Here is a 21,515-nt window from a genome sequence, read left to right as displayed (position 1 = left end):
CAAGGAAAGGCAAAGACCCTGTGAAATGAAACGGTAATGTAGTGCGCTTGACTACTACATTACGGCATTGCATGATCAAAAGAGAATGAGATTTATTTATAGTGCAGCACGATACCACGTCGTTGCCCCAAAGAGAGAGAAACATGCCACAGCAGGAACGTGGGATTGTGCTGGAGTCCCTGTGCGCCGGATACGGCAGCCAGCGCATCGTTGAAAATATCAGCCTGACAATACCCGTTGGCAAAATGACGGTGCTGGCAGGGGCGAACGGTTCGGGAAAATCGACCTTACTGAATACCATGGCGCGGATGCTCAAACCGCTCGCGGGCTGCGTGCGTTTAGAAGGCCGCGATATCCACTCGCTACCGACTAAACAGGTCGCGCGCCAGCTTGGTCTGTTGCCGCAATCGCCGCTCACCCCGGAAGGACTCACGGTATTTGAACTGGTATCACGCGGACGTTATCCGTGGCAGGGATTGATTCGCCAGTGGTCAGCGGAGGATGAACTCGCGGTAGAGGAAGCATTACGCCTGACCGGTACGCTCGAATACGCGCATCTGCCGGTAGACAGCCTGTCCGGTGGTCAGCGTCAGCGTTGCTGGATAGCGATGGCTCTGGCACAGCAAACCGGCACTATTTTGCTGGATGAACCGACCACCTGGCTTGATTTGCGCTATCAGGTGGAGATCCTCGAGCTGCTGCAATTTCTTACCCGTGAGCATGGACGCACGGTTGTCACCGTGCTTCACGACCTCAATTTCGCCGTAAACTACGCCGATACGCTGGTCTTTATGAAACAGGGACGTATTGCGCATATTGTTGACGGCAGCCAGCCATGTACGCCAGAAATCATCAAGCACGTCTTCGATGTTGAGGTGCAGATGCTGCAAAACCCGCAAACCGGTAAGCCGCTGTTTATGCCCTCTAGCACCCGCGTGGAACCTGACTGATGGTGACACAAACTCTACAGCGCCGTCACAATGCGCGGCCCACTCTGGCATTACTGCTGATAAGCATGTTGCTGTGCTGCGGGGCGATTATCCATCTCGGACTGGGCGCCCGCGCCATTGCGCCTCGCGTGGTGATCGAGGCGTTAGTGCATTATGACCCGCGTAATTTTGAGCATCGTATTATCGTCAGTCTGCGTCTGACCCGTTTACTGGCCGCGCTGCTAACAGGAGCGGCGCTCGGGGCGGCAGGCCTGCTGTTACAAAATGTGGTGCGCAATCCGTTGGGTGAGCCGCACATTTTGGGGCTGAACGCTGGGGCTACGCTGGCGGTGGTAGCCTGTTCGGCGGCTGGCGTGTCGTTTGGTGAGTGGGGGATTAATCGCCCGCTAACGGCCGCTTTTGGTGCGGCACTGCTCTTTGGCCTGGTGATGCTACTGGCGAGCGCCGGACGTGCCGGAGCGACGGCGATGAAAATCACCTTGTGCGGCGTAGCGCTTTCCGCGTTTGCCTCGGCAATCACTGCCTCCATCCTTATTCTTGATGAACAGACGCTTCAGGCGATGCGCACCTGGCTTGCCGGCGATCTGGCGGGCATCTCCCTTATGACGTTGCAAATCGCCAGTATTCCGGCACTGCTCGGCGTGCTACTGGCGGTTTATCTCGCTCCCCGATTGACGATTCTTGCGCTTGGCGACCGTGTTGCAAGCGGTCTGGGCGTGGCGGTCGCCCGTACCCGCGTGCTGGGTGTTATCGCCATTGCGCTGTTGTGCGGTGCGGCGGTATCGATAGCCGGCCCGGTGGGTTTTATTGGTCTGGTGGTTCCGCACGCGATACGTCGCTGGGCCGGGCAGGATGTCCGTACAGGATTATTACTGGCGCTCCCGACCGGGGCGCTGCTGTTGTTATTGGCGGATATTCTTGCCCGTTGGCTGCTGGCCCCTCAGGAACTGGCGACCGGAGTGATGACTGCGCTGGTGGGTGCACCGCTCTTTATCGCCATTGCAGTGAGGTATTTTAAATGATGCGCGCGGTGCGAAAAGCTGGATTCCGCCCGGTAGCGCTTGGGCCGTTGCGCGTGCTGCTGAATCCACGAATGGTGAAGATTGCCGCTGTTCTGGCAGCGTTGATCATCGTGTTGCTGGTTTTCAGTGTGACACGCGGTACGCTGCCCATCCCGACGAGTGTGATTGGTCGGGCGCTGTTTTACCCGGAAGCGTTAAGCGCCCAGCAGATCTATATCGTGCGCGATATTCGCCTGCCTCGGCTACTGATGGCTATCTTCTGCGGCGGAATGTTGGGGTTGGCTGGCGCTGCGATGCAGTCGATAACCCGTAACGGCCTGGCCGATCCCGGGCTTATCGGGGTGAAGGAGGGTACCAGCATGGTGGTGCTGACGCTGATCCTTGTCTTTCCGTCGTTAAGTCTGGTCTGGCGACCGGTGGCCGGGATGCTTGGTGGCATGTTGGTGGCGCTGTTGGTAATAGTACTGGCGCGCGATCTCTCTCGCCCGCGCTTTATTTTAATTGGCATCGGCGTCTCCTGGACACTCTCGGCGGCCATGGGGTTGTTTGTCACTACCGCGGATATTCGCGATGTGCAAACGGCGATGACCTGGCTTGCGGGGAGTTTGCACGCTGCTACCTGGCCACTGCTGGCGGTCGCCGTTGTGTGGGCACTTCCGGCCGTGCTTATCCTTTATCTCACAGCCCGCGCGGCCGATGTGGCGCTGCTGGGCAATCAAATGGCGAGCGGGCTGGGCGTGCGGTTATCACGTCTGACACTGTTGCGCTTTTTCGCCCCGGTTCTGCTCACGGCGGCCAGCGTGTCGTGTGTCGGTAGTCTGGGCTTTGTCGGCCTGATGGCCCCGCATATGGCCCGCTTTTTACTGCGAGGTGGTCAGGTCGCGCTGCTCAGCGGCAGTGCGCTTATCGGGGCACTGCTGGTGTTACTCACTGATACCATCGGACGGTTGGCCTTTGCGCCGCTGCAAATTCCGGCCGGGATCATTATTTCGCTGATTGGCTGTCCGTTCTTTATTTTACTGCTGTGGCGTCGCCGCGACGCTTTATGAGGATATCGATGACTGTACGTGGACTGTTATCTTTTTTCTGTCTGTTTAGCGCCTCGACGTTTGCGCAAACGCAGGCTTTTACCGACGATCTCGGGCGCGTGGTGCAGGTTCCGCTGCATCCGCAGCGCATTGTATCGATGCACGATCTCGATATTACCATTCCGCTGATTGAACTCGGCGTGCCGCCTGTAGCCAGCCATGGACGCACGCGTTCTGACGGCAGTCACTATCTACGCTCCAGCGCCGAGTTGACCGGCGTTGATTTTGATAACAGTGATATCCAGTTTATCGGCACCGCCGATATCGACCTGGAAGCGGTTGCGGCGGTGAAACCAGACCTTATCATTACCGAACCCAATCGAAATGTGCCTATTGAGCAACTGGCGAAAATTGCCCCGACGGTCAGTATTGATCACCTGTTGGGCAGCGCGCCGCGTATTTACGGCAAACTGGCGCAATTAACCGGCACCCAGGTACGGTTGGCGGTGCTCGATCACCGCTATCAGGCGCAAATTCAGCAGCTTAAACGTACCATCCAAACGAACAAGATCAGCGTTTCAGTGATTCAGGCTAACAACGGCAAGGTGACCGTCCATCACTCGTATCACTCGCTGGGACGCGTACTACGTGATGCGGGCTTTCGTTTCCCGCCGTTGATTGAGAGTATTCCTGATGGCGAACGTATTGATGTCAGCGCCGAGCAATTGCCCGACCTCGATGCCGACTTCCTGTTCGCCACCTGGCGCTCGGATACCGGCGGAAAACCTCAGGATGAACTCAACGATATGGAAAAAGTCATGCCGGGTTGGTGTGATTTTATGCGTGCCTGCCGAACCGGCCACTACATCTTGTTGCCGCGTGAGGAGGTGATTTCTAACTCCTATGCAGCATTGAGTTTACTGGTGGCGCAAGTGCAGTCACACATTGCCGGACGCCCGATTCCGCAGGAGGCTAAATGAACCCGGTGGCGGCACGAAAAGAAAAACGACGGGTCGATTTGCTAGGCGAACGTTTAAAGAGCCGCAGCGCACAGTTGTCACCGCGTCTGCTGAGGGTGGTGAACTGGATTGATAATAATCGTGAAGCGGTGCTCGACCACACGGCATTGGAAATTGCCCATGCGACGCAAACCTCTGATGCCACGGTGGTGCGGGCAATACAGGCGCTGGGATTTGCCGGGCTACGCGATCTTAAACATACTCTTCAGCACTGGTTTGGCCCGACCATTACCTCATCTGAAAAAATGGCCTCCACGGTGGGGGCATTGACCAGCGATGTGAACGCCAGCATCGATTTTGTCCTTGAAGGGCATCTCCGTGCCTGTGAAATGCTGGCAAGTACCGAGAACCGGGCGGCAATTGCACAAGCGGTGGCCTTGCTCACTGATGCCCGACAGGTGGCGCTGTTTGGTATCGGCGCATCGGGCATCTTAAGCGAATATACCGCGCGGCTGTTTAGCCGTATCGGTTTACCCTCGTACGTTTTAAACCGCACGGGGTTTAGTCTGGCGGAGCAGCTTGTCTGTCTGCAACGTGGCGACGTGTTGATTATGATGGCGCAGAAATCGCCGCATAGGGAAGGGTTGACCACGCTGCGCGAAGCGGCAAGATTGGGCATCCCAACAATTTTACTCACTCAGGCGACCGACTCACGATTTAGCGAAATGTCGCAGGTGGTGGTTCATGTTCCTCGGGGTGAAAATGGCCGGGTGCCGCTCCACGGAACGGTGATGGTGTGCCTGGAAATGCTCGTGCTGTCAGTCGCTTCAACGACCTCTCAGCGCACCCTTCGGTCGATGAAACGCGTGAACGATCTGCACAAAGCCATTGGTAAATCGGGCGGTAGAAAAGGCTGAATGTGGTTTTCGCCCATCAAAAGAATCATTCATCATCCGCATGATTATCCGGTTGCATTTTGTTCTGAAAATCATCAGGCTAGCTAAAATGACCGAGTCTATGAGGAGAGCGAAATGAAGGCATTGCCTGCGGTAGCGGTGTTGGGATTAGGGGCAATGGGGCACGCATTTGCCGCCAACTTGCTAAAAAAAGGCTTCACGGTCTACGGCTGGAACCGAACGCCGGGACGCGGTGAAGATCTCCAGATTCACGGTCTGCAACTGTGTAATGATGCGCAACTGGCGGTGGCAGATGCCGGGGTTATTATCGCCATGTTGACCGATGGCGATGCCACGCTTGCCAGCATTCGCGCCATTGCGCCGTCCTGCCCACAAGGGGCAACATTCTGCCAGATGGGGACTATCGGTATTCATGAAACCGCCGAGGCCATCGCACTGCTGGAAACGTTGCGTCCGGATATGCTCTATCTTGATGCCCCGGTATCCGGCACTAAAGCGCCGGCGGAGAATGCGCAGATTCTGGTGATGGCGAGCGGTGATAAGGCGCGTGCAGCTGCGGCGCAACAGGTCTTTGACGCGATTTCTCGCGGCACCCAGTGGTACGGAGAGGCGGGCAACAGCCAGAAAATGAAGCTGGTTGTCAATGCCTGGTTGATTACGATGATGCAGGGCGTCGCTGAAAGTATGCAACTGGCAAAACAGTTTGGCTTTACGCCTGAACAGCTGTGGGAAACGCTGGAAGGCGGTCCGCTGGCGGCTCCGTATGTGAAGGGAAAGCTGGAGATGATCCGCAAAGACGATTACACCCCGCAGATGCAGCTTCAGCATGCGCTTAAAGATGCACGTCTGGCGCTGGCGAATGCCTCTGAAGGAACGATGCCGATGATGCAGGATATCACCCAACTGTGGGCGCAGGCGGCAGAGGGAGGACTTGCCGAGCAGGATCTGGCGGCGGTGTATGCCTGGCTTGATAACGCGGGTCAGGTTTAAGGATAACCGGCAATGGAATGGCTGTGTCGGCGTAGTAAACAGAGCAACCCGAAATTGCTACATCGCTGAGTACAGCTCATTTATGGCCGCGTATCTGTGTATCGGGCCATTTCTCAACTCTCAAGGGCGAGAGTGAGTGAATTGATTAAAATGGAAACGCATCTCATCGCAAAAAAAAACCGACATTAATGTCGGTTTTTTTTATCAGATTTTGCAGGCGTCGCCGCAGTCATCGTCGGCAATAATCGCTTGTGCCTTCTTGTCTGCGTCGTCCAGACGTTCTGCATTACGTTCTTGCGCTTCATCCAGTCCGTCAAAGACCAGATTTTCGAGATCTATTTCCATTCATCACCTGTGTTTTTACTGTTCTACCCTTAACACAGTATATTGCAAAAATGTTGAGGAATGTACCCGGTTGTGATGCCGGTCTCGTATTTCGCACGAACCGCTTCCTGCCCTTCGGTGAAAGGCTGAAGTGTGAAGTCACGCGGTGTTATGCGCACGCAGTGTACAAAAAAGAATCGATAACAGGCGAATACTGGAAACAGGAAAGCATATAACCTTGAAAATGATCACCAGCTCGGAGGGATATGCAATGCAGAAACAGGACCCACAGGCATTAACCAATTTTGATTTTTTGGCTCGCAGTTTTGCCCGTATGCAGTCGCTTGGCCAACCTGTCGATATCCATGCAGTCACGGGAAACATGAACGAGCAGCAGAGAACCTGGTTTGAAGCACGGTACGAGATATACAAACAGCAGGCTGAAAAGGCAAAAGAGCGAGCGCTTGAAGTGTGTTAAACGTTAACGGGCACCGAGGTGCCCGTTGTTGTTTCCAGAAAGCGGTGTTATTCAGAAATACCTATTTAAGCCGATCCCACGGAATCAGATTATCCACCACTACCGCGAGTAAAATCCCGACCAGAAGGCCGTTACTGAGCAAAGGGCGAATGGTCAGCGGGATATCCTGTAAATACACCGGCGGTAAACTCATCAAAAACAGTCCGATAAAGAGCGGTAATGCCAGACGGTAAATATTCCGTGAGGTCAGTTTGACCTGCTGGCTAAAGACCAGGCTGGAAAAGAGCAGCGGCAGATAGGAAACCAACATTACCGCGCTGCTGACGCCCAGCGGAATCGCACAGAAGAAGCGGGTGAGCGGGGCCACAATGGCGACCAGCAGGAATAGCAACGCGCCATATAAAAATGATTTCTGCGAGCTGTCACCCGTTTGGGTCAACAGTCCAACCGAGGATACGAACGGTGAAAAAGGGATCACCGCTAAGGGTACGCTCAGTAAGGTAATAACCCCCGAGACGACAAAACTGCGCCGATAATGCGCGTTATCGGGAACGGTTTGCGGATAAAACGTATCTGTCCCGCGTAGCGCGCCGTAGGTATTGCTAATGTTCACCAGACCGGTGATCACGGCGGTCAGGATAATGCCAGGCGACAGCGTGCCATGACTCCCCAGCGGGAACCATTGCCAGTGCAGGCTGCCCGTATCGATGGCGGAACCGCCAAAACAGAGTCTCCAGACGGCCCAACCGATCACGGTACCAATAAGCAGCGCATAGCGTGAGATGCGCTGGGGTAAAAAGACGATAAGCCCGATGACAAAAAACATCACAGCGACCGCCATTGCGAACGGGGCCAGTGAAAGGCTGACGGTCGATGTAGCCATGCCGAAAGGTAATCCCAGCATGCCTTTAAAAAAGATGGTGGTGAGCTGGGCGCCGAGCAACAACATAAAGACCACCATCACTGATGGCGTGAATAATCGCGCCAGACGGCTCCCCAGTCCGCTGATACCAATCACTATTGTCATCACCGCCGAGATAGCAATCCCCACCGCCAGGCTGCTAGCAATATCATTTAGCGGTGTGCCGCGTGAGGCTTCGGCAAGGGTAATCGTCAGAATAGTTCCCCACCACAGGCCTGTCGGCCCTTCCATAATAGCGCGGCGGTGGCCGAATAAGACCTGCAACAAACAGGCCACAGCGGTGGTTAGAAAGGCGTACTGCGTCAGCATCAACAGACTGTTTTCTGGCAGATGGAAGGCGGAAACCAGCGTCGGCGGAACGACTACGGTGTTGCAGAAGATGAAGAAAAACCACTGGAAACCGGACAATAGGTTTTCACGCGTGAAGCGGAGAGTCAGCATAGGGGAGCCCTGCAAATAAACACGACTGTAGACCTTTTTAGCCGTTACCGGGAGTTATTGGTATTAATTGCCTGAAAACAGGAATGAAATGCCGCGAGAAAGGTATGAAGTGCATTATTTATTCTCTGAATTATTGTGGTGAATGAATTGGTTAGCTAAATGATGAGCATGCTTCATTGATTTACCGCCGCTTGTTGAGGTGTGGCTGAATGTCGGTCTAATCAATTAATGAAATTCACTCATAGGTCAGTTCTGATTTCCCCGTCTAATCAATCTCGTTTTAGCTCGTTATAATTTCCGCATTCACCCATTCACTGGGACACGCCATCCCAGCCGGAGATAACATCATGCAAAACCCACTGAATATACGCCAGCAAGCGATGATCCCGATTGCGGCATTAACCGCACGTGGCGACATGGAAAAGCTAACCCTTGCGCTTAATGAGGGGCTGGATGCGGGGCTTACGATTAATGAAATCAAAGAAATACTGGTTCAGCTTTATGCCTATTGTGGTTTCCCACGCAGCTTGAACGGCTTGGGTTGTTTTATGGCGGTGGTTAACGCCCGTCGGGGCCAGGGTATTGAGGACGAGGAGGGGGCTGTATCCACACCACAGCCCGATCATTGGGATAGCCTGGCCTCGGGCACAACCACTCAGACACAGCTGGTGGGCAAGCCGGTGAGCGGCCCGCTATTCGACTTTGCACCTGCCATCGATGTTTACCTGAAGGCCCATCTGTTTGGCGATATTTTCCAGCGCGATGCCCTGGACTGGTCGGCACGTGAGCTGGCCAGCGTTTCCGCGTTAGCGGCTATTCCTGGTGCAGAAGGCCAGCTGAAAAGCCATTTTGCTATCAGCCAACATAACGGCATCACAACCGAGCAGTTGCACGCTTTTGTGGCTGTACTTGCGGCAAAGTGTCCTGTGGATATCGCGACAAATGCGCACGCGGTACTGGCTCAGTATCTAAACGACTCAACTTCTATGAGTACGCACTCTGGAGCGAATATGAACGAGAAATTTGATGGTAATAGCGTGTTCCCTCGTGGTGAAAAAAACGAGGCCTATGCGAAATATTTCACCGGAAATAGCTATCTGACCATGCTATCGCGTGAAGGGGTTACGATTGGCAACGTGGCCTTTGAGCCCGGTTGTCGCAACTACTGGCATATCCACCACAAAGGCGGTCAAATTCTGCTGGTAACTGGCGGTCGTGGTTGGTATCAGGCGTGGGGTCAACCGGCGTGCGAGTTGAAAACGGGCGATGTGGTCAATATTCCAGCGGGAACCAAGCATTGGCACGGCGCCGCACACGATAGCTGGTTCGCCCACATTGCGGTAGAAGTCCCAGCGGAAGGCGCTTCAAATGAGTGGCTCGAACCGGTGAGCGAAGAAGAGTACGCGCAGTTGCCATAACACCGCATTGGTGGCATAAAATCGCGCAGGCTGCTAGCCTGAATAGTTGAGGTACCCGGTGCAAACGCCGGGTTTATCATCGACAAATCAAGGATCTCCAATGAGCGAAGTGAAGATAGTAGCCACCCTTACGCCTTTCCCGGAACATATCGACACCATCAGAAAAGCCGCGCAAACCATGGTGCCACTCACCCATCAGGAGGCGGGATGTTTGCAATACGATCTGCATGAAAGTCATGCGGTTCCGGATGTACGCAACCTGGCGAATAAAGGGGCCGTCTCTTTTGTGTTTATCGAGCGCTGGAAATCTGAAGATGATCTGGTGAAGCACGTCGCGATGTCATATCACGATGATTTTCTTGAAATACTCGACGGTAAATTAGAAAACTTGAACGTACAGCGCTTAACGAAACTTTAGCGGGAAACGAGAATAGAAGGGAATATGCACCATATCAGAAAGATATGGTGCGTCTGAATGGACTCGAACCATCGACCCCCACCATGTCAAGGTGGTGCTCTAACCAACTGAGCTACAGACGCATAATGGTGCGTTTAATTGGACTCGAACCAACGACCCCCACCATGTCAAGGTGGTGCTCTAACCAACTGAGCTATAAACGCATAATTGGTGCGTCTGAATGGACTCGAACCATCGACCCCCACCATGTCAAGGTGGTGCTCTAACCAACTGAGCTACAGACGCATTGTTGCTTGTGGCAACGGGAACGAATATTAGCGGCACTCATGGGTTGTGGCAAGCGGAAAATGTTTGATTTCACCCGACTGGAGAACTTTTACCCACCTCAGAAGTATTTTCCTGCCATACCCGGGATTGCGTTGATCTCGCAGGCTTTTAGCGACTGTTTTTTATCCTGATTTATCCTTGCTCACGGCGAATACATTTTGACATTCATTGTTGAAAATTGAAATGTTATGTTATAACGTTATGCGTCTCATATCTCGACGAAGGAAATTTACGGGTGAAACAGTCAGCTAAAATTGCAGTGATAGTTGCGGCGTTAATGATCAGTGGTCAGGCATTTGCGCACGGGCATCACGATCACGGTGTGCCGTTAACCCCAACAGAACAGAAAGCGGCAGAGGGAATTTTTAACCTCAGCGATGTGAAAGACCGCTCGCTTTCAGATTGGGATGGAATATGGGAGTCGGTTAATGGTTATCTGTTATCAGGCGCTCTGGATCCGGTGTTTAAGCAGAAGGCAGAAAAAGATAAAAGTAAAACCTTTGCCGAGATTAAAGAGTACTACCGCAAGGGTTACGCCACCGATGTGAACATGATTGGTATCGAAAACGGCGTGATGGAGTTTCATGTCGGGGAGAAGGTCAGTACCTGCCAGTATCGCTATGCCGGACATAAAGTCCTGACTTACGCCTCCGGCAAACAGGGCGTGCGTTATCTGTTCGAATGTCAGCAAGCCAACACCGGGGCACCGAAATTCGTACAGTTTAGCGATCACACTATTGCACCGCGTAAATCGGCACATTTCCATATCTTTATGGGTAATCAATCGCAGGAAGCATTGCTTGAAGAGATGGACAACTGGCCGACGTATTATCCGTACCAGCTGACCCAACAGCAGGTGGTGGATGAGATGCTACATCACTAAAGTATGAGATGTCGCCCGGCGGTGTATTACCGGGCGACAGTCTGCATCTTTAACGTGCCGCGCGCTGGAGAATAACCGCCGCCGGTTGGCGTTGCAGGAAGCGCATGCGCAACATCATCATCACTGCCGCAGAGGTCAGGCCGATGATAAAGCCCCACCAGAATCCCGCAGGGCCCATTCTGTCGACAACCAGATCGGTCAACGCCAGCACGTAGCCGCACGGTAGACCTAATACCCAATAAGCGATGAAGGTAATAAAGAAAATCGAACGCGTATCTTTATACCCGCGCAAAATCCCGCTCCCAATCACCTGGATGGAATCAGAAAGCTGATACAACGCCGCCAGTAACATCAGCTGTGCCGCCAGCGTCACGACCTCGGGGTTATCGTTGTACAACAGTGCAATGTGCGTACGCATCAGGGTGGTGAATATCGCGGTACACATTGCCATGCAAATCCCTACGCCAATACCGGTGCGCGCGGAAACCTGCGCGTCAGGCGTCGAGCCTTGTCCAAGACGAAAGCCCACACGGATCGTGACCGCTGCCGCAAGTGACATTGGCAAGACGAACATCAGCGAGCTGAAGTTCAACGCAATCTGGTGTCCGGCAACATCGACAATGCCTAATGGCGAAACCAGCAGTGCAACCACGGCGAATAGCGTCACCTCGAAGAAAAGCGCCAGCGCGATAGGTAAGCCAAGCGTTGTCAATCGCTTCAAAATAACGGGGTCAGGGCGGGTAAAGCGCTCCGGGCTACGAATATCGCGCATAGAACCAGCATGACGCACATAATAAAGCATGCTAAAGAACATCACCCAATAGACCGATGCTGTCGCTACACCGCAGCCTACGCCGCCCAATTCCGGCATACCGAAGTGGCCGTAAATAAAGATGTAGTTCACTGGGATATTGACCAGCAGGCCAATAAAGCCCATTACCATGCCTGGCTTGGTTTTTGCCAACCCTTCACACTGATTACGCGCGACCTGGAAGAACAGGTAGCCCGGTGCGCCCCACAGCAGTGCGCGCAAATAACCGACGGCTTTATCTGCCAACGCCGGATCAATATTGTGCATTGAACGAATAATGTAACCCGCGTTCCATAGCACTACCATGATGAGCACAGAGACAAATCCTGCGAGCCAGAAGCCCTGACGGACCTGCATGGCAATACGTTCGCGTCGGCCTGAACCATTAAGCTGAGCAATGACCGGTGTCATCGCCAGCAGCAAACCATGGCCGAAAAGAATCGCTGGGAGCCAGATTGATGTCCCGATGGCGACCGCGGCCATGTCGGTGGCACTGTAACCCCCAGCCATGACGGTATCGACAAATCCCATTGCCGTTTGGGCAACCTGCGCAAGGATAACCGGGATTGCCAGAGCTAATAACTGACGCGCTTCGACAAAGTACTTCTGCACGTGAACACCTGTATTGTTGTTATTTATTCTCGCCGTACAGCGAGTACGGGAGACAGAAAAACCGCCTTAACCGGCAGCAAGAAGAATAAATAGAGGAATTTCTCCGTTATTGTAGCGAGGATTTGCTATTAATCTAGTCAAAAAATCAGCGGTAGGGTGTGGAAGGTAGCAACCTGTTTTATCAACTGCTATTGTGCCTAGCAGATGAATCGGTACACGTACTGAAATAGACGATTAACAGGAGTTAACTGCATGTTCACTGGTATTGTGCAGGGCACGGCAAAAATCGTGTCCATTGATGAAAAACCAAACTTCCGCACTCACGTGGTGGCGCTGCCGGAACACATGCTGGCGGGTCTGGAGACCGGTGCCTCGGTTGCCCATAATGGCTGCTGCTTAACGGTCACAGAAATTAATGGCGAACAGATAAGCTTCGACCTGATGAAAGAGACGCTGCGCATCACCAACCTGGGCGATGTCAAAGAGGGTGACCTCGTCAACGTTGAACGCGCGGCGAAGTTCAGCGATGAAATTGGCGGTCATTTGATGTCCGGCCATATTATGACCACCGCAGAAGTGTCGAAGATCCTGACCTCGGAAAATAATAAGCAGATCTGGTTTAAAATCCAGGACCCGGCGCTGATGAAATACGTGCTGTATAAAGGTTTCATCGGCATTGACGGTATTAGTTTGACGGTAGGTGAAGTGACGGCGACTCGTTTCTGCGTGCACCTAATCCCGGAAACGCTGGAGCGCACGACGCTCGGTAAGAAGCGTCTGGGTGACCGCGTGAATATCGAAATCGATCCGCAAACGCAGGCGGTCGTCGATACCGTTGAGCGCGTGATGGCGGCGAAAGAAGCGGCGCAGCAGGCTGCGGCGGAGTAAAGCCAGATACCCTAAGTCGTAATGAAAAACGCCTGCGCCAGAACGACGCAGGCGGTAGGTGACTAACGCGCGACGCGCAGACCCTGTTCAACTCCGCGGGAGAACACGACCTGCCATAGCTGAATATCACGCGCGCGGAAAGCACCCGCGCAGGCGTTGAGATAGTAGCTGAACATGCGTTTGAATCGTTCGGAATAGTTGTCTGCGATTTCCGGCCAACTGGCAAGGAAACGTTCATGCCAGGCCATCAGCGTCGTATCGTAGTCAGCGCCAAAGTTGTGCCAATCTTCCATCACAAAATGGGGTTCACTGGCATGCGCAATCTGGCGTACTGAGGGTAAACAGCCATTCGGAAAGATGTATTTGTTAATCCACGGATCAACGTTGTTGTCGGTTATCTTCGAGCCTATTGTGTGCAATAAGAACAGACCGTCGGGTTTTAAATTACGGTCGACAACCGAAAAGTAGGTATCGTAGTTTTTGGGGCCGACATGTTCGAACATGCCAACGGAAACAATACGGTCAAACTGAGCGTGCAGGTCGCGATAATCCTGAAGCAGAATCTCTACGTCCAGCCCCTCACAGCGGGCTTGAGCCAATTTTTGTTGTTCGGCGGAAATGGTGACGCCTTTCACGCTGACACCGTGTTTTTTTGCCATATAAGCGGCAAGTCCGCCCCAGCCGCAGCCGATATCTAACACCTGCATACCCGGCTCAAGCTGCAATTTCTGGCATATTAATTCAAGTTTTGCCTGCTGCGCCTCTTCGAGAGTTTGTGCCTCTTTCCAGTAAGCACAGGAATACTGCATGTAGGGGTCAAGCATACGATTGAAAAGATCATTGCCAAGGTCGTAGTGTTCTTTGCCGACCTGCCAGGCACGTTTGCGACTTTGTAAGTTGAAAATACGTGCCCCTGCGACTCGCAGCGTATCTTTTAAATGGTGGGGGATTTGGTTTTCCAGTCCGGCTCTCAGTACCTGGTCGAAAAAGATATCCAGCCGGTCGCATTCCCACCAACCGTCCATATAACTTTCGCCAAGCCCCAACGAACCTTCTTGTAAAACACGTTTGAAAAACCGGGGATTTCTGACTCGTATATCGCTGGGGGCATTGCCATTAATTTCGATGCCTGCTCGTCCGAGCAACTCGCTAACGATACGATACCAGTCGTCTTCCGGTATGCTGACTTCTTCTATACACGATGAGCTCATAGCCTCTCCATCCCGACCTGTTGATCAGAACCTTAAAACAGCGTAGACGCTTTTCTTGGTTTGTGAGAAATGTCACGAATAATTCGTGAGCCTGCTATCCGACGTAACATAGAGAAAGGGAGGAGTCCCTTGCTGAAAGCCAATCCATGGTTTAATGGGTGGCATCCTGCCGCCGCTCAATAACTGCACTGTATATTAATTATGTGATGCCGATCCAGTATAGGACGCTAAGTTTATTGATTCAACTAAAAATCTTAGCGTCCTAACGATTTATCATGGCATTGATATGCCTGATGATTAGGCGTGAGATGTGGTCTGTTCGGCAGCACGTTCTTCACGGCGTGCCGCGAGCTGCATTCTGTAACCTATCGTCGCCAGCACCACGGTGACAAGCATCACACAGGTGGTAGTCAGCAGCGGGGTGGCGATGAGCGTCGACACGGCAAGGCTTGCCAGGAAGCAAAGGCCCAGCTGCAACGTATTCTGTAACGCAGCGGCGCGCCCGGTTGCCTGCGGAAAGGGCTTCAAAGCCTGAGCGACGACGATAGGATAAATCGCCCCGTTGGCGATAGCCATCACGCAGAAGGGGATCAGTAACGCAGTCAGCGAGGCATTCTCTGCCAGACCAGCGCCCCAGGTACCAATAACGCTGAGGGCATAGACCACCAAAAGCCATGGCAGAAGTTGAGCACCCTGCCATTTTTGCAGTGCGGCACGGCAACCGTAGCCACCAATCAAGAAAGCGATGGTCTGAGGAACGTAGCTCAGGCCAATGACGGTTGGGCTATAACCCATTTCATGCAGAATAAATGGCGAACCTGTCAGCCATGCGAAGAAACTCGCAGAGCACGCGGCGTAAATCAGAACGTTGCCACGATAGTCCTTACTGCGCAGCAGGCGCATAAAGGTCAGCTTTTCTTCGCTGGTGGCATTTTTCTTGTGTGCCGGCTTCAGGCGAAATGCGGGTAACATCAGCACCAGGGTAATGATAAATAATGCCGCAAAAATGGCCTGCCAATCAAAATGCACTAATAACCAGCTACCCAGAAGCGGGGCGAGGGCTGGAGATAGGCCGACCAGTGGCATAATCGTGGCGAAAATACGGTTAGTGCGCTGCGCAGGATAATAGTCAGTCACCATCGCCTGCCAGGTTACGGCCGCCGCACAAACGCCTACGGCCTGTACAAAGCGCAGTACCAGCAGTGTGGTACCATCACGCACCCACAACATGCCTATGCAGCCCAGCGCAAAAATGGTTAACCCGGTCAGCAGAATCGGTTTACGGCCGTAGCGGTCTGACAGCGGCCCCCACAAAAGCTGCGCGAGGGCAAAACCGGCGAGGAACAAACTCAGGCTGGCACTCACTGCGGATGCTGGTGTTTGCAGATCTTCCTGAATAACCGCAAAGGCAGGTAAATACATATCTGTCGCCAGAAAACCCAGCACGCTCAGTCCTGCTAGCCAGACTAAAAATCCTTTCCCCGGTTGCATAAATCGACCTTTTTCTCATGAATAAACAATTGCGCAGAGTGTAGAGAGTGCAATGGTGGTTGTGAAACGCTAATATTTGAGTCATGGATTCAAAATATTTGAAGGCAAAAAATGTGGTCTGAATATTCCTTAGAAGTGGTTGATGCCGTTGCGCGCAACGGCAGCTTTAGCGCCGCGGCGCAGGAATTACACCGTGTGCCTTCGGCGGTGAGCTATACCGTCCGTCAGTTAGAGGAATGGCTTGCGGTGCCTTTGTTTGAACGGCGGCACCGGGACGTTGAGCTAACGCCTGCCGGTGCATGGTTTTTGAAAGAAGGGCGATCTGTTATCAAAAAAATGCAGATCACCCGCCAACAGTGTCAGCAGATTGCCAACGGCTGGCGTGGGCAGTTGGCTATTGCGGTAGATAACATCGTTAAACCGGAACGGACTCGCCAGATGATTGTTGATTTCTATCGCCACTTTAACGATGTTGAGCTGATCGTATTTCAGGAAGTTTTCAACGGCGTGTGGGATGCGTTGTCGGATGGTCGCGTGGAACTGGCGATTGGCGCGACCCAGGCCATCCCAATCGGCGGGCGTTTTGCCTTTCGCGACATGGGTAAGCTTAATTGGCACTGCGTTGTCGCCTGTTCGCATCCGCTGGCAAAGATGGAAGGGCCGCTCAGCGATGATGTGTTGCGCAATTGGCCTTCATTGGTGCTTGAGGATACCTCTCGCTCGCTACCCAAGCGGACGACCTGGCTTCTGGATAACCAAAAAAGAGTGGTGGTACCGGACTGGGCGTCGTCGGAAACCTGCATTTCTGCTGGACTATGCGCGGCAATGGTACCCGGACATCGGGCGCAACCGTGGCTTGAGAGCGGGGAGTGGGTCGCATTAACACTGGAAAATCCCTTCCCGGATGCAGCCTGTTGTCTCACCTGGCAGCAAAGCGAAGCCTCACCGGCATTAAGCTGGTTGTTAGAGTATCTGGGAGACAGTGAGACGTTAAACGATGAGTGGCTGCGGACGCCGGAATAAGGCGTCCGCATCAGGACTTAGCGGCGATAGTCGCGATACGGGCCGTCGGCCACGGAGCGGCGTTCGATGAGGCGCGGATGCACCTCAATCGACTGAGACACCTCACGCTTACTTACGATGCGGTCCATCAACATATTGAAGGCCGTTTCACCCAGTGAATCTTTTGGCTGATGAATCGTCGTCAGCGCCGGGGTAAAGAAACGGGAGTTGCGCACGTTATCGTAACCGATAAGCGAAATATCCTGCGGAACCCGCAGACCCATTTCATCGGCAGCACACAGTGCGCCCATCGCCATGACATCGCCACCGCAGAAGATTGCGGTTGGACGAGGGTGCTGGGACAGGATTTGCTGCATCGCACGATAGCCAGACTCAGGCTCAAAATCGCCCTGTACAATCCAGTTGGTTGGGACGTTTATCATCGTCTCTTCCATGGCTTTCATAAAGCCCGCCAGACGACCCGCACCAGTGTTACGCTCCAGCGGCCCTGGGATCACGCCGATATCGCGATGCCCGCGTTCCACCAGATAACGACCCGCCATATAACCGCCCTCAAAGGCGTTATCAATCACGGAGTCAGTAAAGTCAGCTTTGGATTCTCCCCAGTCCATCACCACCATCGGGATGTTGCGATACTCTTCGAGCATCGTGAGCAGAGATTCCGGGTACTCTGAGCACATGACCAACAGGCCATCTACGCGCTTTTGCGCCATCATCGACAAATACGCGCGCTGTTTCTCAAGATTATTCCACGCGTTGCCAAGAATTAGGGTATAGCCTTTCTCAAAGCAGTTTTTCTCAACGGCTTCGATGATTTCAGCAAAATACGCCGCCTCGCTACTGGTTGCCAATAAACCGATCGATTTGGTGTGGTTAACCTTAAGGCTACGCGCCACGGCGCTTGGCGAGTAGTGCAGCTCTTTAATGGCTGCCCAAACCGCTTCACGCGTGTCTTCAGCGACAAAACGGGTTTTGTTAATTACATGTGATACGGTTGTAGTGGAAACGTTTGCGCGCTTCGCTACATCTTTAATTGTTGCCATTCCATCTCACTCCAGACCCTGGCCTGCCCCTGATAAAACCGAAAGGAAAACGTTTGCCTTCACACACCCTGGTACAATCTTGCAGATTGCATTTCGCCGGGAAAACGATACAGGACGACAGGAGGGGGTCAATGGCCGGTACGCTTATAAATAAGCGTCGAATTTTGACTTATCCTGGCGCAAAGTGGAAGAACAAAAACAAACATCCTGCTAAATCTGTGAAGATTTTTACGATTAACTGTGCAAAAATGATTAAACGCAGTTTTACTGTGGAAATCAAAAGGAGAAAAATTGATGAGCACCGATCTTAAGTTGTCACTCGGTACTACCTTTATTGCGCTTGCTCTGATCGTCGCAGCAAGTTTCACCGCTATATTGCATTAATCCCTCTGTGAGGGAGCATCCGCTCCCTCTCGTATTATTGTTACCCAATTAGCAATAATCTTTTGCTGTTTTGTACACTTCTGTTTTTCTGTGATTAATGTCATGCTTTTGCCCCATGTTGTCATGCCGCGTATTGCGTGTGGCTTAGCGGAGCTTTTGTATGAAAATTAATTTTCCCTTATTGGCTTTAGCCATTGGGGCCTTTGGTATTGGTACGACCGAATTCTCGCCGATGGGCTTATTGCCGGTTATCGCGAAAGGGGTTGATGTCTCAATTCCCGCCGCCGGTATGTTGATCAGCGCCTATGCGGTTGGCGTGATGGTTGGCGCGCCGCTGATGACGCTATTACTGTCACATCGCGGTCGTCGTAATGCGCTGATTTTCCTGATGGCTATCTTTACCCTTGGCAACGTACTGTCCGCTATCTCGCCGGACTACACCACCTTAATGCTCTCGCGCATTATCACCAGCCTCAACCATGGCGCTTTCTTTGGTCTTGGCTCAGTGGTGGCGGCGAGCGTGGTACCAAAGCACAAGCAGGCCAGCGCCGTTGCAACCATGTTTATGGGGCTGACCATTGCTAACATTGGCGGAGTGCCTGCGGCAACATGGCTTGGGGAAACTATCGGCTGGCGTATGTCGTTTATGGCAACCGCGGGGCTTGGTGTGATTGCCATCATCAGTCTGTGGTTTTCTCTTCCAAAAGGTGGGGCGGGGGAGAAACCGGATGTTAAGCGCGAGCTGTCGGTACTGGTCCGTCCGCAGGTCCTGTCTGCGCTGTTAACGACCGTATTAGGTGCGGGCGCCATGTTCACGCTCTATACCTACATTTCTCCGGTACTGCACACCATCACCCACGCATCGTCAGGTTTTATCACACTGATGCTGGTGTTGATTGGCGTTGGTTTCTCCATCGGTAACTACCTGGGCGGTAAATTTGCTGACCGCTCCGTCAGCGGCACGTTGAAAGGCTTCTTGCTGCTGTTGATGGTTATTATGTTGGCGATTCCGTTCCTTGCGCAAACCCAGTTAGGGGCCGCAGTGAGCATGGTGGTCTGGGGTGCGGCAACCTTCGCGGTGGTGCCACCGTTGCAGATGCGCGTGATGCGGGTAGCGCATGAAGCGCCAGGTCTGTCATCATCGGTCAATATCGGGGCATTTAATCTTGGTAATGCGCTGGGTGCGGTTGCTGGTGGTGCCGTGATTTCAGGCGGGATGGGCTACGCTTTTGTTCCCGTGATGGGCGCAATTGTGGCGGGGCTGGCATTGTTAGTTGTGGTGGTAAGCAGCCGTCGCCGAGGTGAAGAGGCGCTGGCGAGCCAGTAAAAACAAAAACGCAGAAGATTGACTCTTCTGCGTAATAGAGTAAACCCGGCTCAATATGGTCGGGTTTTACAACTTATGCGGCCAGATTTTCAGCCACAAACTTCCAGTTCACCAGAGCCCAGAAGTGCTCCAGATAGTTTGGACGCGCATTGCGGTAATCAATGTAGTAAGCATGTTCCCACACATCCACGGTCAGCAGTGGCGTTGCATCAGTGGTCAGAGGCGTACCCGCGTTAGACGTTGAGACAATGGCCAGCGAGCCGTCAGCCTTCTTCACAAGCCATGTCCAGCCCGCACCGAAGTTTTTGACTGCCGCGTCAGTAAACTGTGCTTTGAACTCAGCGAAGCTACCAAACGCTTTGTTGATGGCGTCAGCAACTGCACCGGTCGGTTCGCCGCCAGCGTTAGGGGCCAGGCAGTTCCAGTAGAAAGTGTGGTTCCAGACCTGAGCCGCGTTGTTGAACACACCGCCTTCAGACGTGCGCACGATCTCTTCGAGCGTTTTGCCTTCAAACGGGGTGCCTTTAACCAGGTTGTTCAGGTTAGTGACATAAGTCTGGTGGTGTTTACCATAATGGTACTCAAGCGTTTCCACAGAAATGTGTGGGACAAGAGCGTCTTTGGCATACGGTAATGCAGGTAATTCGAACGACATTGCTACTCTCCTTATTATAGTTTATCCACTCAATAACCTTGTATTGAGTGAGGATAGAGTAGCAAATTAAAAGGTGAGATAAAAGATAAGCTTACCCCGTTTATTAACAAACGGGGTAAGTGATTAACGAATGGTCTTAGGGGTTACCACGCGGCGAGCGCCGACATAATGACGCACCCAATAATCTTCGCTCAATGAGGTGATTTGGATATCACGACCGGTGCGAGGCGACTGAATGAACTTACCGTTGCCGACGTAAACACCCACATGGTCAGCTGTACCACGACCTTGGGTGCGGAAGAAGACCAGATCGCCGCTTTCCAGCTCGCCACGGTTTACCGGGCGGGCGTCACGCAAGTGGTACATTTCATTGGCGGTGCGCGGAATACGAATATTGACCAGATCTTTATAGGCGTAATACACCAGACCGCTGCAATCGAAACCGGTACGAGGGGAGTTGCCGCCCCAACGGTAAGGCTTACCTAGCTGACCCATCAGTTTGTTCATCGCCGTTTTCTGCGCTTTTTGCACGCGAACTTTGTGTGCCTGGGCAATGGTAGTGGGTTGGCTTTCGGCAGGGCTGGTGGTACAGGATTTTTTGTGGCCTTTACGCGCGGGTTTGCAGGTCGTGACGAGGTTGGCAGTTTTCAGCGTGCTGCCTTTTCTGCTGGCTTTTGCGGTACGCGTAGCGGATTTTTTGCGGCTGGTGGTTGATGTTGATTTTTTCGCCACGGCGGTTGCGGTTTTTTTCTTCGTAGTAGTCGCGGTGGTTTTTTTCTTGGTGGTGGATTTGGTGTCTGTGCTTTTTTTCTTACGTTCACTGCCTTTTACGGGAAGCGATTTTTGCGCCGTGGGTGTTTTGGCATGCCCGGTTGCATGCGCCAACGGCGTGAAAGATAACGATGTAAACAACAATGCACAGAGCGTGAACGACCATTTTTTTATCTGCGCCACTGAACAACCCTCTGAGTAATCAGGCGATACATCCTTGCC

At 52.9% G+C, this 21,515-nt stretch carries 23 protein-coding genes, 3 tRNA genes and 1 pseudogene; 16 read left to right on the top strand and 11 right to left on the bottom strand.

From position 1 onward, the window contains the following. Window positions 1–143: 143 nt before the first annotated feature. The 6 genes from U0026_RS12665 to U0026_RS12640 all read left to right on the top strand — a co-directional run bounded on the left by U0026_RS12665 (window position 144) and on the right by U0026_RS12640 (window position 5,866). A complete protein-coding gene (locus tag U0026_RS12665) occupies window positions 144–950 on the top strand; it encodes an ABC transporter ATP-binding protein (protein WP_082806328.1) in 807 nt (268 codons plus the stop codon). Continuing rightward, window positions 950–1,972, top strand: a complete 1,023-nt coding sequence (locus U0026_RS12660) for a FecCD family ABC transporter permease (RefSeq protein ID WP_062777600.1) — start codon at window positions 950–952, stop codon at window positions 1,970–1,972. Before U0026_RS12665 ends, U0026_RS12660 begins: the two co-directional genes overlap by 1 nt. Continuing rightward, window positions 1,969–3,021: a FecCD family ABC transporter permease gene (locus U0026_RS12655; protein WP_062777598.1), complete on the top strand. Its 1,053-nt coding sequence runs from the start codon at window positions 1,969–1,971 to the stop codon at window positions 3,019–3,021. Before U0026_RS12660 ends, U0026_RS12655 begins: the two co-directional genes overlap by 4 nt. An 8-nt stretch (window positions 3,022–3,029) precedes the next feature. Continuing rightward, window positions 3,030–3,980: an ABC transporter substrate-binding protein gene (locus U0026_RS12650; RefSeq protein WP_062777596.1), complete on the top strand. Its 951-nt coding sequence runs from the start codon at window positions 3,030–3,032 to the stop codon at window positions 3,978–3,980. Further along, entirely contained in the window at window positions 3,977–4,876 is a 900-nt protein-coding gene (locus U0026_RS12645; RefSeq protein WP_062777594.1) for a MurR/RpiR family transcriptional regulator, read from the top strand. Before U0026_RS12650 ends, U0026_RS12645 begins: the two co-directional genes overlap by 4 nt. A 114-nt stretch (window positions 4,877–4,990) precedes the next feature. Beyond that, window positions 4,991–5,866 carry an NAD(P)-dependent oxidoreductase gene (locus U0026_RS12640; RefSeq protein WP_062777592.1) on the top strand — a complete coding sequence of 292 codons (876 nt, stop codon included), beginning with the start codon at window positions 4,991–4,993 and terminating at the stop codon, window positions 5,864–5,866. A 204-nt stretch (window positions 5,867–6,070) separates the two neighbouring features. Here the strand turns inward: U0026_RS12640 and U0026_RS12635 are convergent, their stop codons facing one another. Beyond that, a complete protein-coding gene (locus tag U0026_RS12635; protein WP_126440755.1) occupies window positions 6,071–6,211 on the bottom strand; it encodes a hypothetical protein in 141 nt (46 codons plus the stop codon). Window positions 6,212–6,461: 250 nt separating this feature from the next. Between U0026_RS12635 and U0026_RS12630 the strand changes: the two genes are divergently transcribed. Continuing rightward, entirely contained in the window at window positions 6,462–6,668 is a 207-nt protein-coding gene (locus U0026_RS12630) for a glycogen synthesis protein GlgS (protein ID WP_062777722.1), read from the top strand. A gap of 61 nt (window positions 6,669–6,729) precedes the next feature. Here the strand turns inward: U0026_RS12630 and U0026_RS12625 are convergent, their stop codons facing one another. Continuing rightward, window positions 6,730–8,031, bottom strand: coding sequence for a uracil/xanthine transporter (locus tag U0026_RS12625; protein ID WP_062777590.1), 1,302 nt, complete (start codon window positions 8,029–8,031; stop codon window positions 6,730–6,732). A gap of 347 nt (window positions 8,032–8,378) precedes the next feature. Between U0026_RS12625 and U0026_RS12620 the strand changes: the two are divergent. The 3 genes and pseudogenes from U0026_RS12620 to U0026_RS12610 all read left to right on the top strand — a co-directional run. Further along, window positions 8,379–8,930: pseudogene (locus tag U0026_RS12620) on the top strand (carboxymuconolactone decarboxylase family protein); the annotation flags it as partial. A 111-nt stretch (window positions 8,931–9,041) separates the two neighbouring features. Beyond that, on the top strand, window positions 9,042–9,449 hold the full coding sequence (locus U0026_RS12615; protein WP_241974022.1) for a cupin domain-containing protein: 408 nt from the start codon (window positions 9,042–9,044) through the stop codon (window positions 9,447–9,449). Between the two features lie 100 nt (window positions 9,450–9,549). Further along, window positions 9,550–9,867: a putative quinol monooxygenase gene (locus U0026_RS12610; RefSeq protein WP_062777586.1), complete on the top strand. Its 318-nt coding sequence runs from the start codon at window positions 9,550–9,552 to the stop codon at window positions 9,865–9,867. Between the two features lie 45 nt (window positions 9,868–9,912). Here the strand turns inward: U0026_RS12610 and U0026_RS12605 are convergent. From U0026_RS12605 to U0026_RS12595, 3 genes are all read right to left on the bottom strand, one after another. Further along, window positions 9,913–9,989 (bottom strand) — tRNA-Val (locus U0026_RS12605). Between the two features lie 4 nt (window positions 9,990–9,993). Beyond that, window positions 9,994–10,070 (bottom strand) — tRNA-Val (locus U0026_RS12600). A gap of 5 nt (window positions 10,071–10,075) precedes the next feature. After that, window positions 10,076–10,152, bottom strand: a tRNA-Val gene (locus U0026_RS12595). Between the two features lie 319 nt (window positions 10,153–10,471). Here U0026_RS12595 and zinT point away from each other — a divergent pair. Next, window positions 10,472–11,077: a metal-binding protein ZinT gene (gene zinT, locus U0026_RS12590; RefSeq protein WP_062776932.1), complete on the top strand. Its 606-nt coding sequence runs from the start codon at window positions 10,472–10,474 to the stop codon at window positions 11,075–11,077. A 49-nt stretch (window positions 11,078–11,126) separates the two neighbouring features. Here zinT and mdtK read toward each other — a convergent pair whose 3' ends face one another. Then, the gene (mdtK, locus tag U0026_RS12585; protein WP_062776757.1) at window positions 11,127–12,500 is read right to left on the bottom strand and encodes an MdtK family multidrug efflux MATE transporter; all 1,374 of its coding nucleotides are present in this window, start codon (window positions 12,498–12,500) and stop codon (window positions 11,127–11,129) included. A 252-nt stretch (window positions 12,501–12,752) separates the two neighbouring features. On the opposite strand from mdtK, the gene U0026_RS12580 reads away from it, so the two are divergent. Further along, window positions 12,753–13,388 (top strand): riboflavin synthase, encoded by a 636-nt coding sequence (locus U0026_RS12580; protein WP_062776759.1) that lies wholly within the window; start codon window positions 12,753–12,755, stop codon window positions 13,386–13,388. 62 nt (window positions 13,389–13,450) lie between these two features. Here the strand turns inward: U0026_RS12580 and cfa are convergent, their stop codons facing one another. Then, window positions 13,451–14,599, bottom strand: coding sequence for a cyclopropane fatty acyl phospholipid synthase (gene cfa / locus U0026_RS12575; RefSeq protein ID WP_062776761.1), 1,149 nt, complete (start codon window positions 14,597–14,599; stop codon window positions 13,451–13,453). Window positions 14,600–14,896: 297 nt separating this feature from the next. Beyond that, complete coding sequence (gene punC / locus U0026_RS12570) at window positions 14,897–16,090, bottom strand: purine nucleoside transporter PunC (RefSeq protein ID WP_062776763.1); 1,194 nt, start codon at window positions 16,088–16,090, stop codon at window positions 14,897–14,899. Window positions 16,091–16,201: 111 nt separating this feature from the next. Between punC and punR the strand changes: the two genes are divergently transcribed. Beyond that, window positions 16,202–17,113 carry a DNA-binding transcriptional activator PunR gene (punR, locus tag U0026_RS12565; protein WP_062776765.1) on the top strand — a complete coding sequence of 304 codons (912 nt, stop codon included), beginning with the start codon at window positions 16,202–16,204 and terminating at the stop codon, window positions 17,111–17,113. 17 nt (window positions 17,114–17,130) lie between these two features. Here punR and purR read toward each other — a convergent pair whose 3' ends face one another. Beyond that, on the bottom strand, window positions 17,131–18,156 hold the full coding sequence (purR, locus tag U0026_RS12560) for an HTH-type transcriptional repressor PurR (protein ID WP_062776767.1): 1,026 nt from the start codon (window positions 18,154–18,156) through the stop codon (window positions 17,131–17,133). A 131-nt stretch (window positions 18,157–18,287) separates the two neighbouring features. Between purR and U0026_RS12555 the strand changes: the two genes are divergently transcribed. The 3 genes from U0026_RS12555 to U0026_RS12550 all read left to right on the top strand — a co-directional run bounded on the left by U0026_RS12555 (window position 18,288) and on the right by U0026_RS12550 (window position 19,867). Then, the gene (locus tag U0026_RS12555) at window positions 18,288–18,467 is read left to right on the top strand and encodes a hypothetical protein (RefSeq protein WP_062776770.1); all 180 of its coding nucleotides are present in this window, start codon (window positions 18,288–18,290) and stop codon (window positions 18,465–18,467) included. Then, window positions 18,451–18,540, top strand: a complete 90-nt coding sequence (gene cydH, locus U0026_RS22775; RefSeq protein WP_126440753.1) for a cytochrome bd-I oxidase subunit CydH — start codon at window positions 18,451–18,453, stop codon at window positions 18,538–18,540. Before U0026_RS12555 ends, cydH begins: the two co-directional genes overlap by 17 nt. A 160-nt stretch (window positions 18,541–18,700) precedes the next feature. Then, window positions 18,701–19,867: an MFS transporter gene (locus tag U0026_RS12550; RefSeq protein WP_062776772.1), complete on the top strand. Its 1,167-nt coding sequence runs from the start codon at window positions 18,701–18,703 to the stop codon at window positions 19,865–19,867. A 73-nt stretch (window positions 19,868–19,940) separates the two neighbouring features. On the opposite strand, the gene sodB is transcribed toward U0026_RS12550, so the two are convergent. Further along, complete coding sequence (gene sodB / locus U0026_RS12545) at window positions 19,941–20,522, bottom strand: superoxide dismutase [Fe] (protein ID WP_062776774.1); 582 nt, start codon at window positions 20,520–20,522, stop codon at window positions 19,941–19,943. A 123-nt stretch (window positions 20,523–20,645) separates the two neighbouring features. Beyond that, window positions 20,646–21,476, bottom strand: a complete 831-nt coding sequence (locus U0026_RS12540; protein ID WP_062776776.1) for a C40 family peptidase — start codon at window positions 21,474–21,476, stop codon at window positions 20,646–20,648. Window positions 21,477–21,515: the final 39 nt, after the last annotated feature.

This window comes from Kluyvera intermedia, from assembly GCF_034424175.1.
GTDB classification, from domain to species: domain Bacteria; phylum Pseudomonadota; class Gammaproteobacteria; order Enterobacterales; family Enterobacteriaceae; genus Kluyvera; species Kluyvera intermedia.
Note: the sequence above shows the minus strand (reverse complement) of the source record. Positions and strands in the feature narration are given on the sequence as shown.

Coding starts and splice junctions, on each gene's coding strand:
- U0026_RS12665 (WP_082806328.1), top strand. CDS start 144: ATGCCACAGCAGGAACGTGGGATTGTGCTGGAGTCCCTGTGCGCCGGA.
- U0026_RS12660 (WP_062777600.1), top strand. CDS start 950: ATGGTGACACAAACTCTACAGCGCCGTCACAATGCGCGGCCCACTCTG.
- U0026_RS12655 (WP_062777598.1), top strand. CDS start 1,969: ATGATGCGCGCGGTGCGAAAAGCTGGATTCCGCCCGGTAGCGCTTGGG.
- U0026_RS12650 (WP_062777596.1), top strand. CDS start 3,030: ATGACTGTACGTGGACTGTTATCTTTTTTCTGTCTGTTTAGCGCCTCG.
- U0026_RS12645 (WP_062777594.1), top strand. CDS start 3,977: ATGAACCCGGTGGCGGCACGAAAAGAAAAACGACGGGTCGATTTGCTA.
- U0026_RS12640 (WP_062777592.1), top strand. CDS start 4,991: ATGAAGGCATTGCCTGCGGTAGCGGTGTTGGGATTAGGGGCAATGGGG.
- U0026_RS12635 (WP_126440755.1), bottom strand. CDS start 6,211: ATGGAAATAGATCTCGAAAATCTGGTCTTTGACGGACTGGATGAAGCG.
- U0026_RS12630 (WP_062777722.1), top strand. CDS start 6,462: ATGCAGAAACAGGACCCACAGGCATTAACCAATTTTGATTTTTTGGCT.
- U0026_RS12625 (WP_062777590.1), bottom strand. CDS start 8,031: ATGCTGACTCTCCGCTTCACGCGTGAAAACCTATTGTCCGGTTTCCAG.
- U0026_RS12615 (WP_241974022.1), top strand. CDS start 9,042: ATGAACGAGAAATTTGATGGTAATAGCGTGTTCCCTCGTGGTGAAAAA.
- U0026_RS12610 (WP_062777586.1), top strand. CDS start 9,550: ATGAGCGAAGTGAAGATAGTAGCCACCCTTACGCCTTTCCCGGAACAT.
- zinT (WP_062776932.1), top strand. CDS start 10,472: ATGATCAGTGGTCAGGCATTTGCGCACGGGCATCACGATCACGGTGTG.
- U0026_RS12580 (WP_062776759.1), top strand. CDS start 12,753: ATGTTCACTGGTATTGTGCAGGGCACGGCAAAAATCGTGTCCATTGAT.
- cfa (WP_062776761.1), bottom strand. CDS start 14,599: ATGAGCTCATCGTGTATAGAAGAAGTCAGCATACCGGAAGACGACTGG.
- punC (WP_062776763.1), bottom strand. CDS start 16,090: ATGCAACCGGGGAAAGGATTTTTAGTCTGGCTAGCAGGACTGAGCGTG.
- punR (WP_062776765.1), top strand. CDS start 16,202: ATGTGGTCTGAATATTCCTTAGAAGTGGTTGATGCCGTTGCGCGCAAC.
- purR (WP_062776767.1), bottom strand. CDS start 18,156: ATGGCAACAATTAAAGATGTAGCGAAGCGCGCAAACGTTTCCACTACA.
- U0026_RS12555 (WP_062776770.1), top strand. CDS start 18,288: ATGGCCGGTACGCTTATAAATAAGCGTCGAATTTTGACTTATCCTGGC.
- cydH (WP_126440753.1), top strand. CDS start 18,451: ATGAGCACCGATCTTAAGTTGTCACTCGGTACTACCTTTATTGCGCTT.
- U0026_RS12550 (WP_062776772.1), top strand. CDS start 18,701: ATGAAAATTAATTTTCCCTTATTGGCTTTAGCCATTGGGGCCTTTGGT.
- sodB (WP_062776774.1), bottom strand. CDS start 20,522: ATGTCGTTCGAATTACCTGCATTACCGTATGCCAAAGACGCTCTTGTC.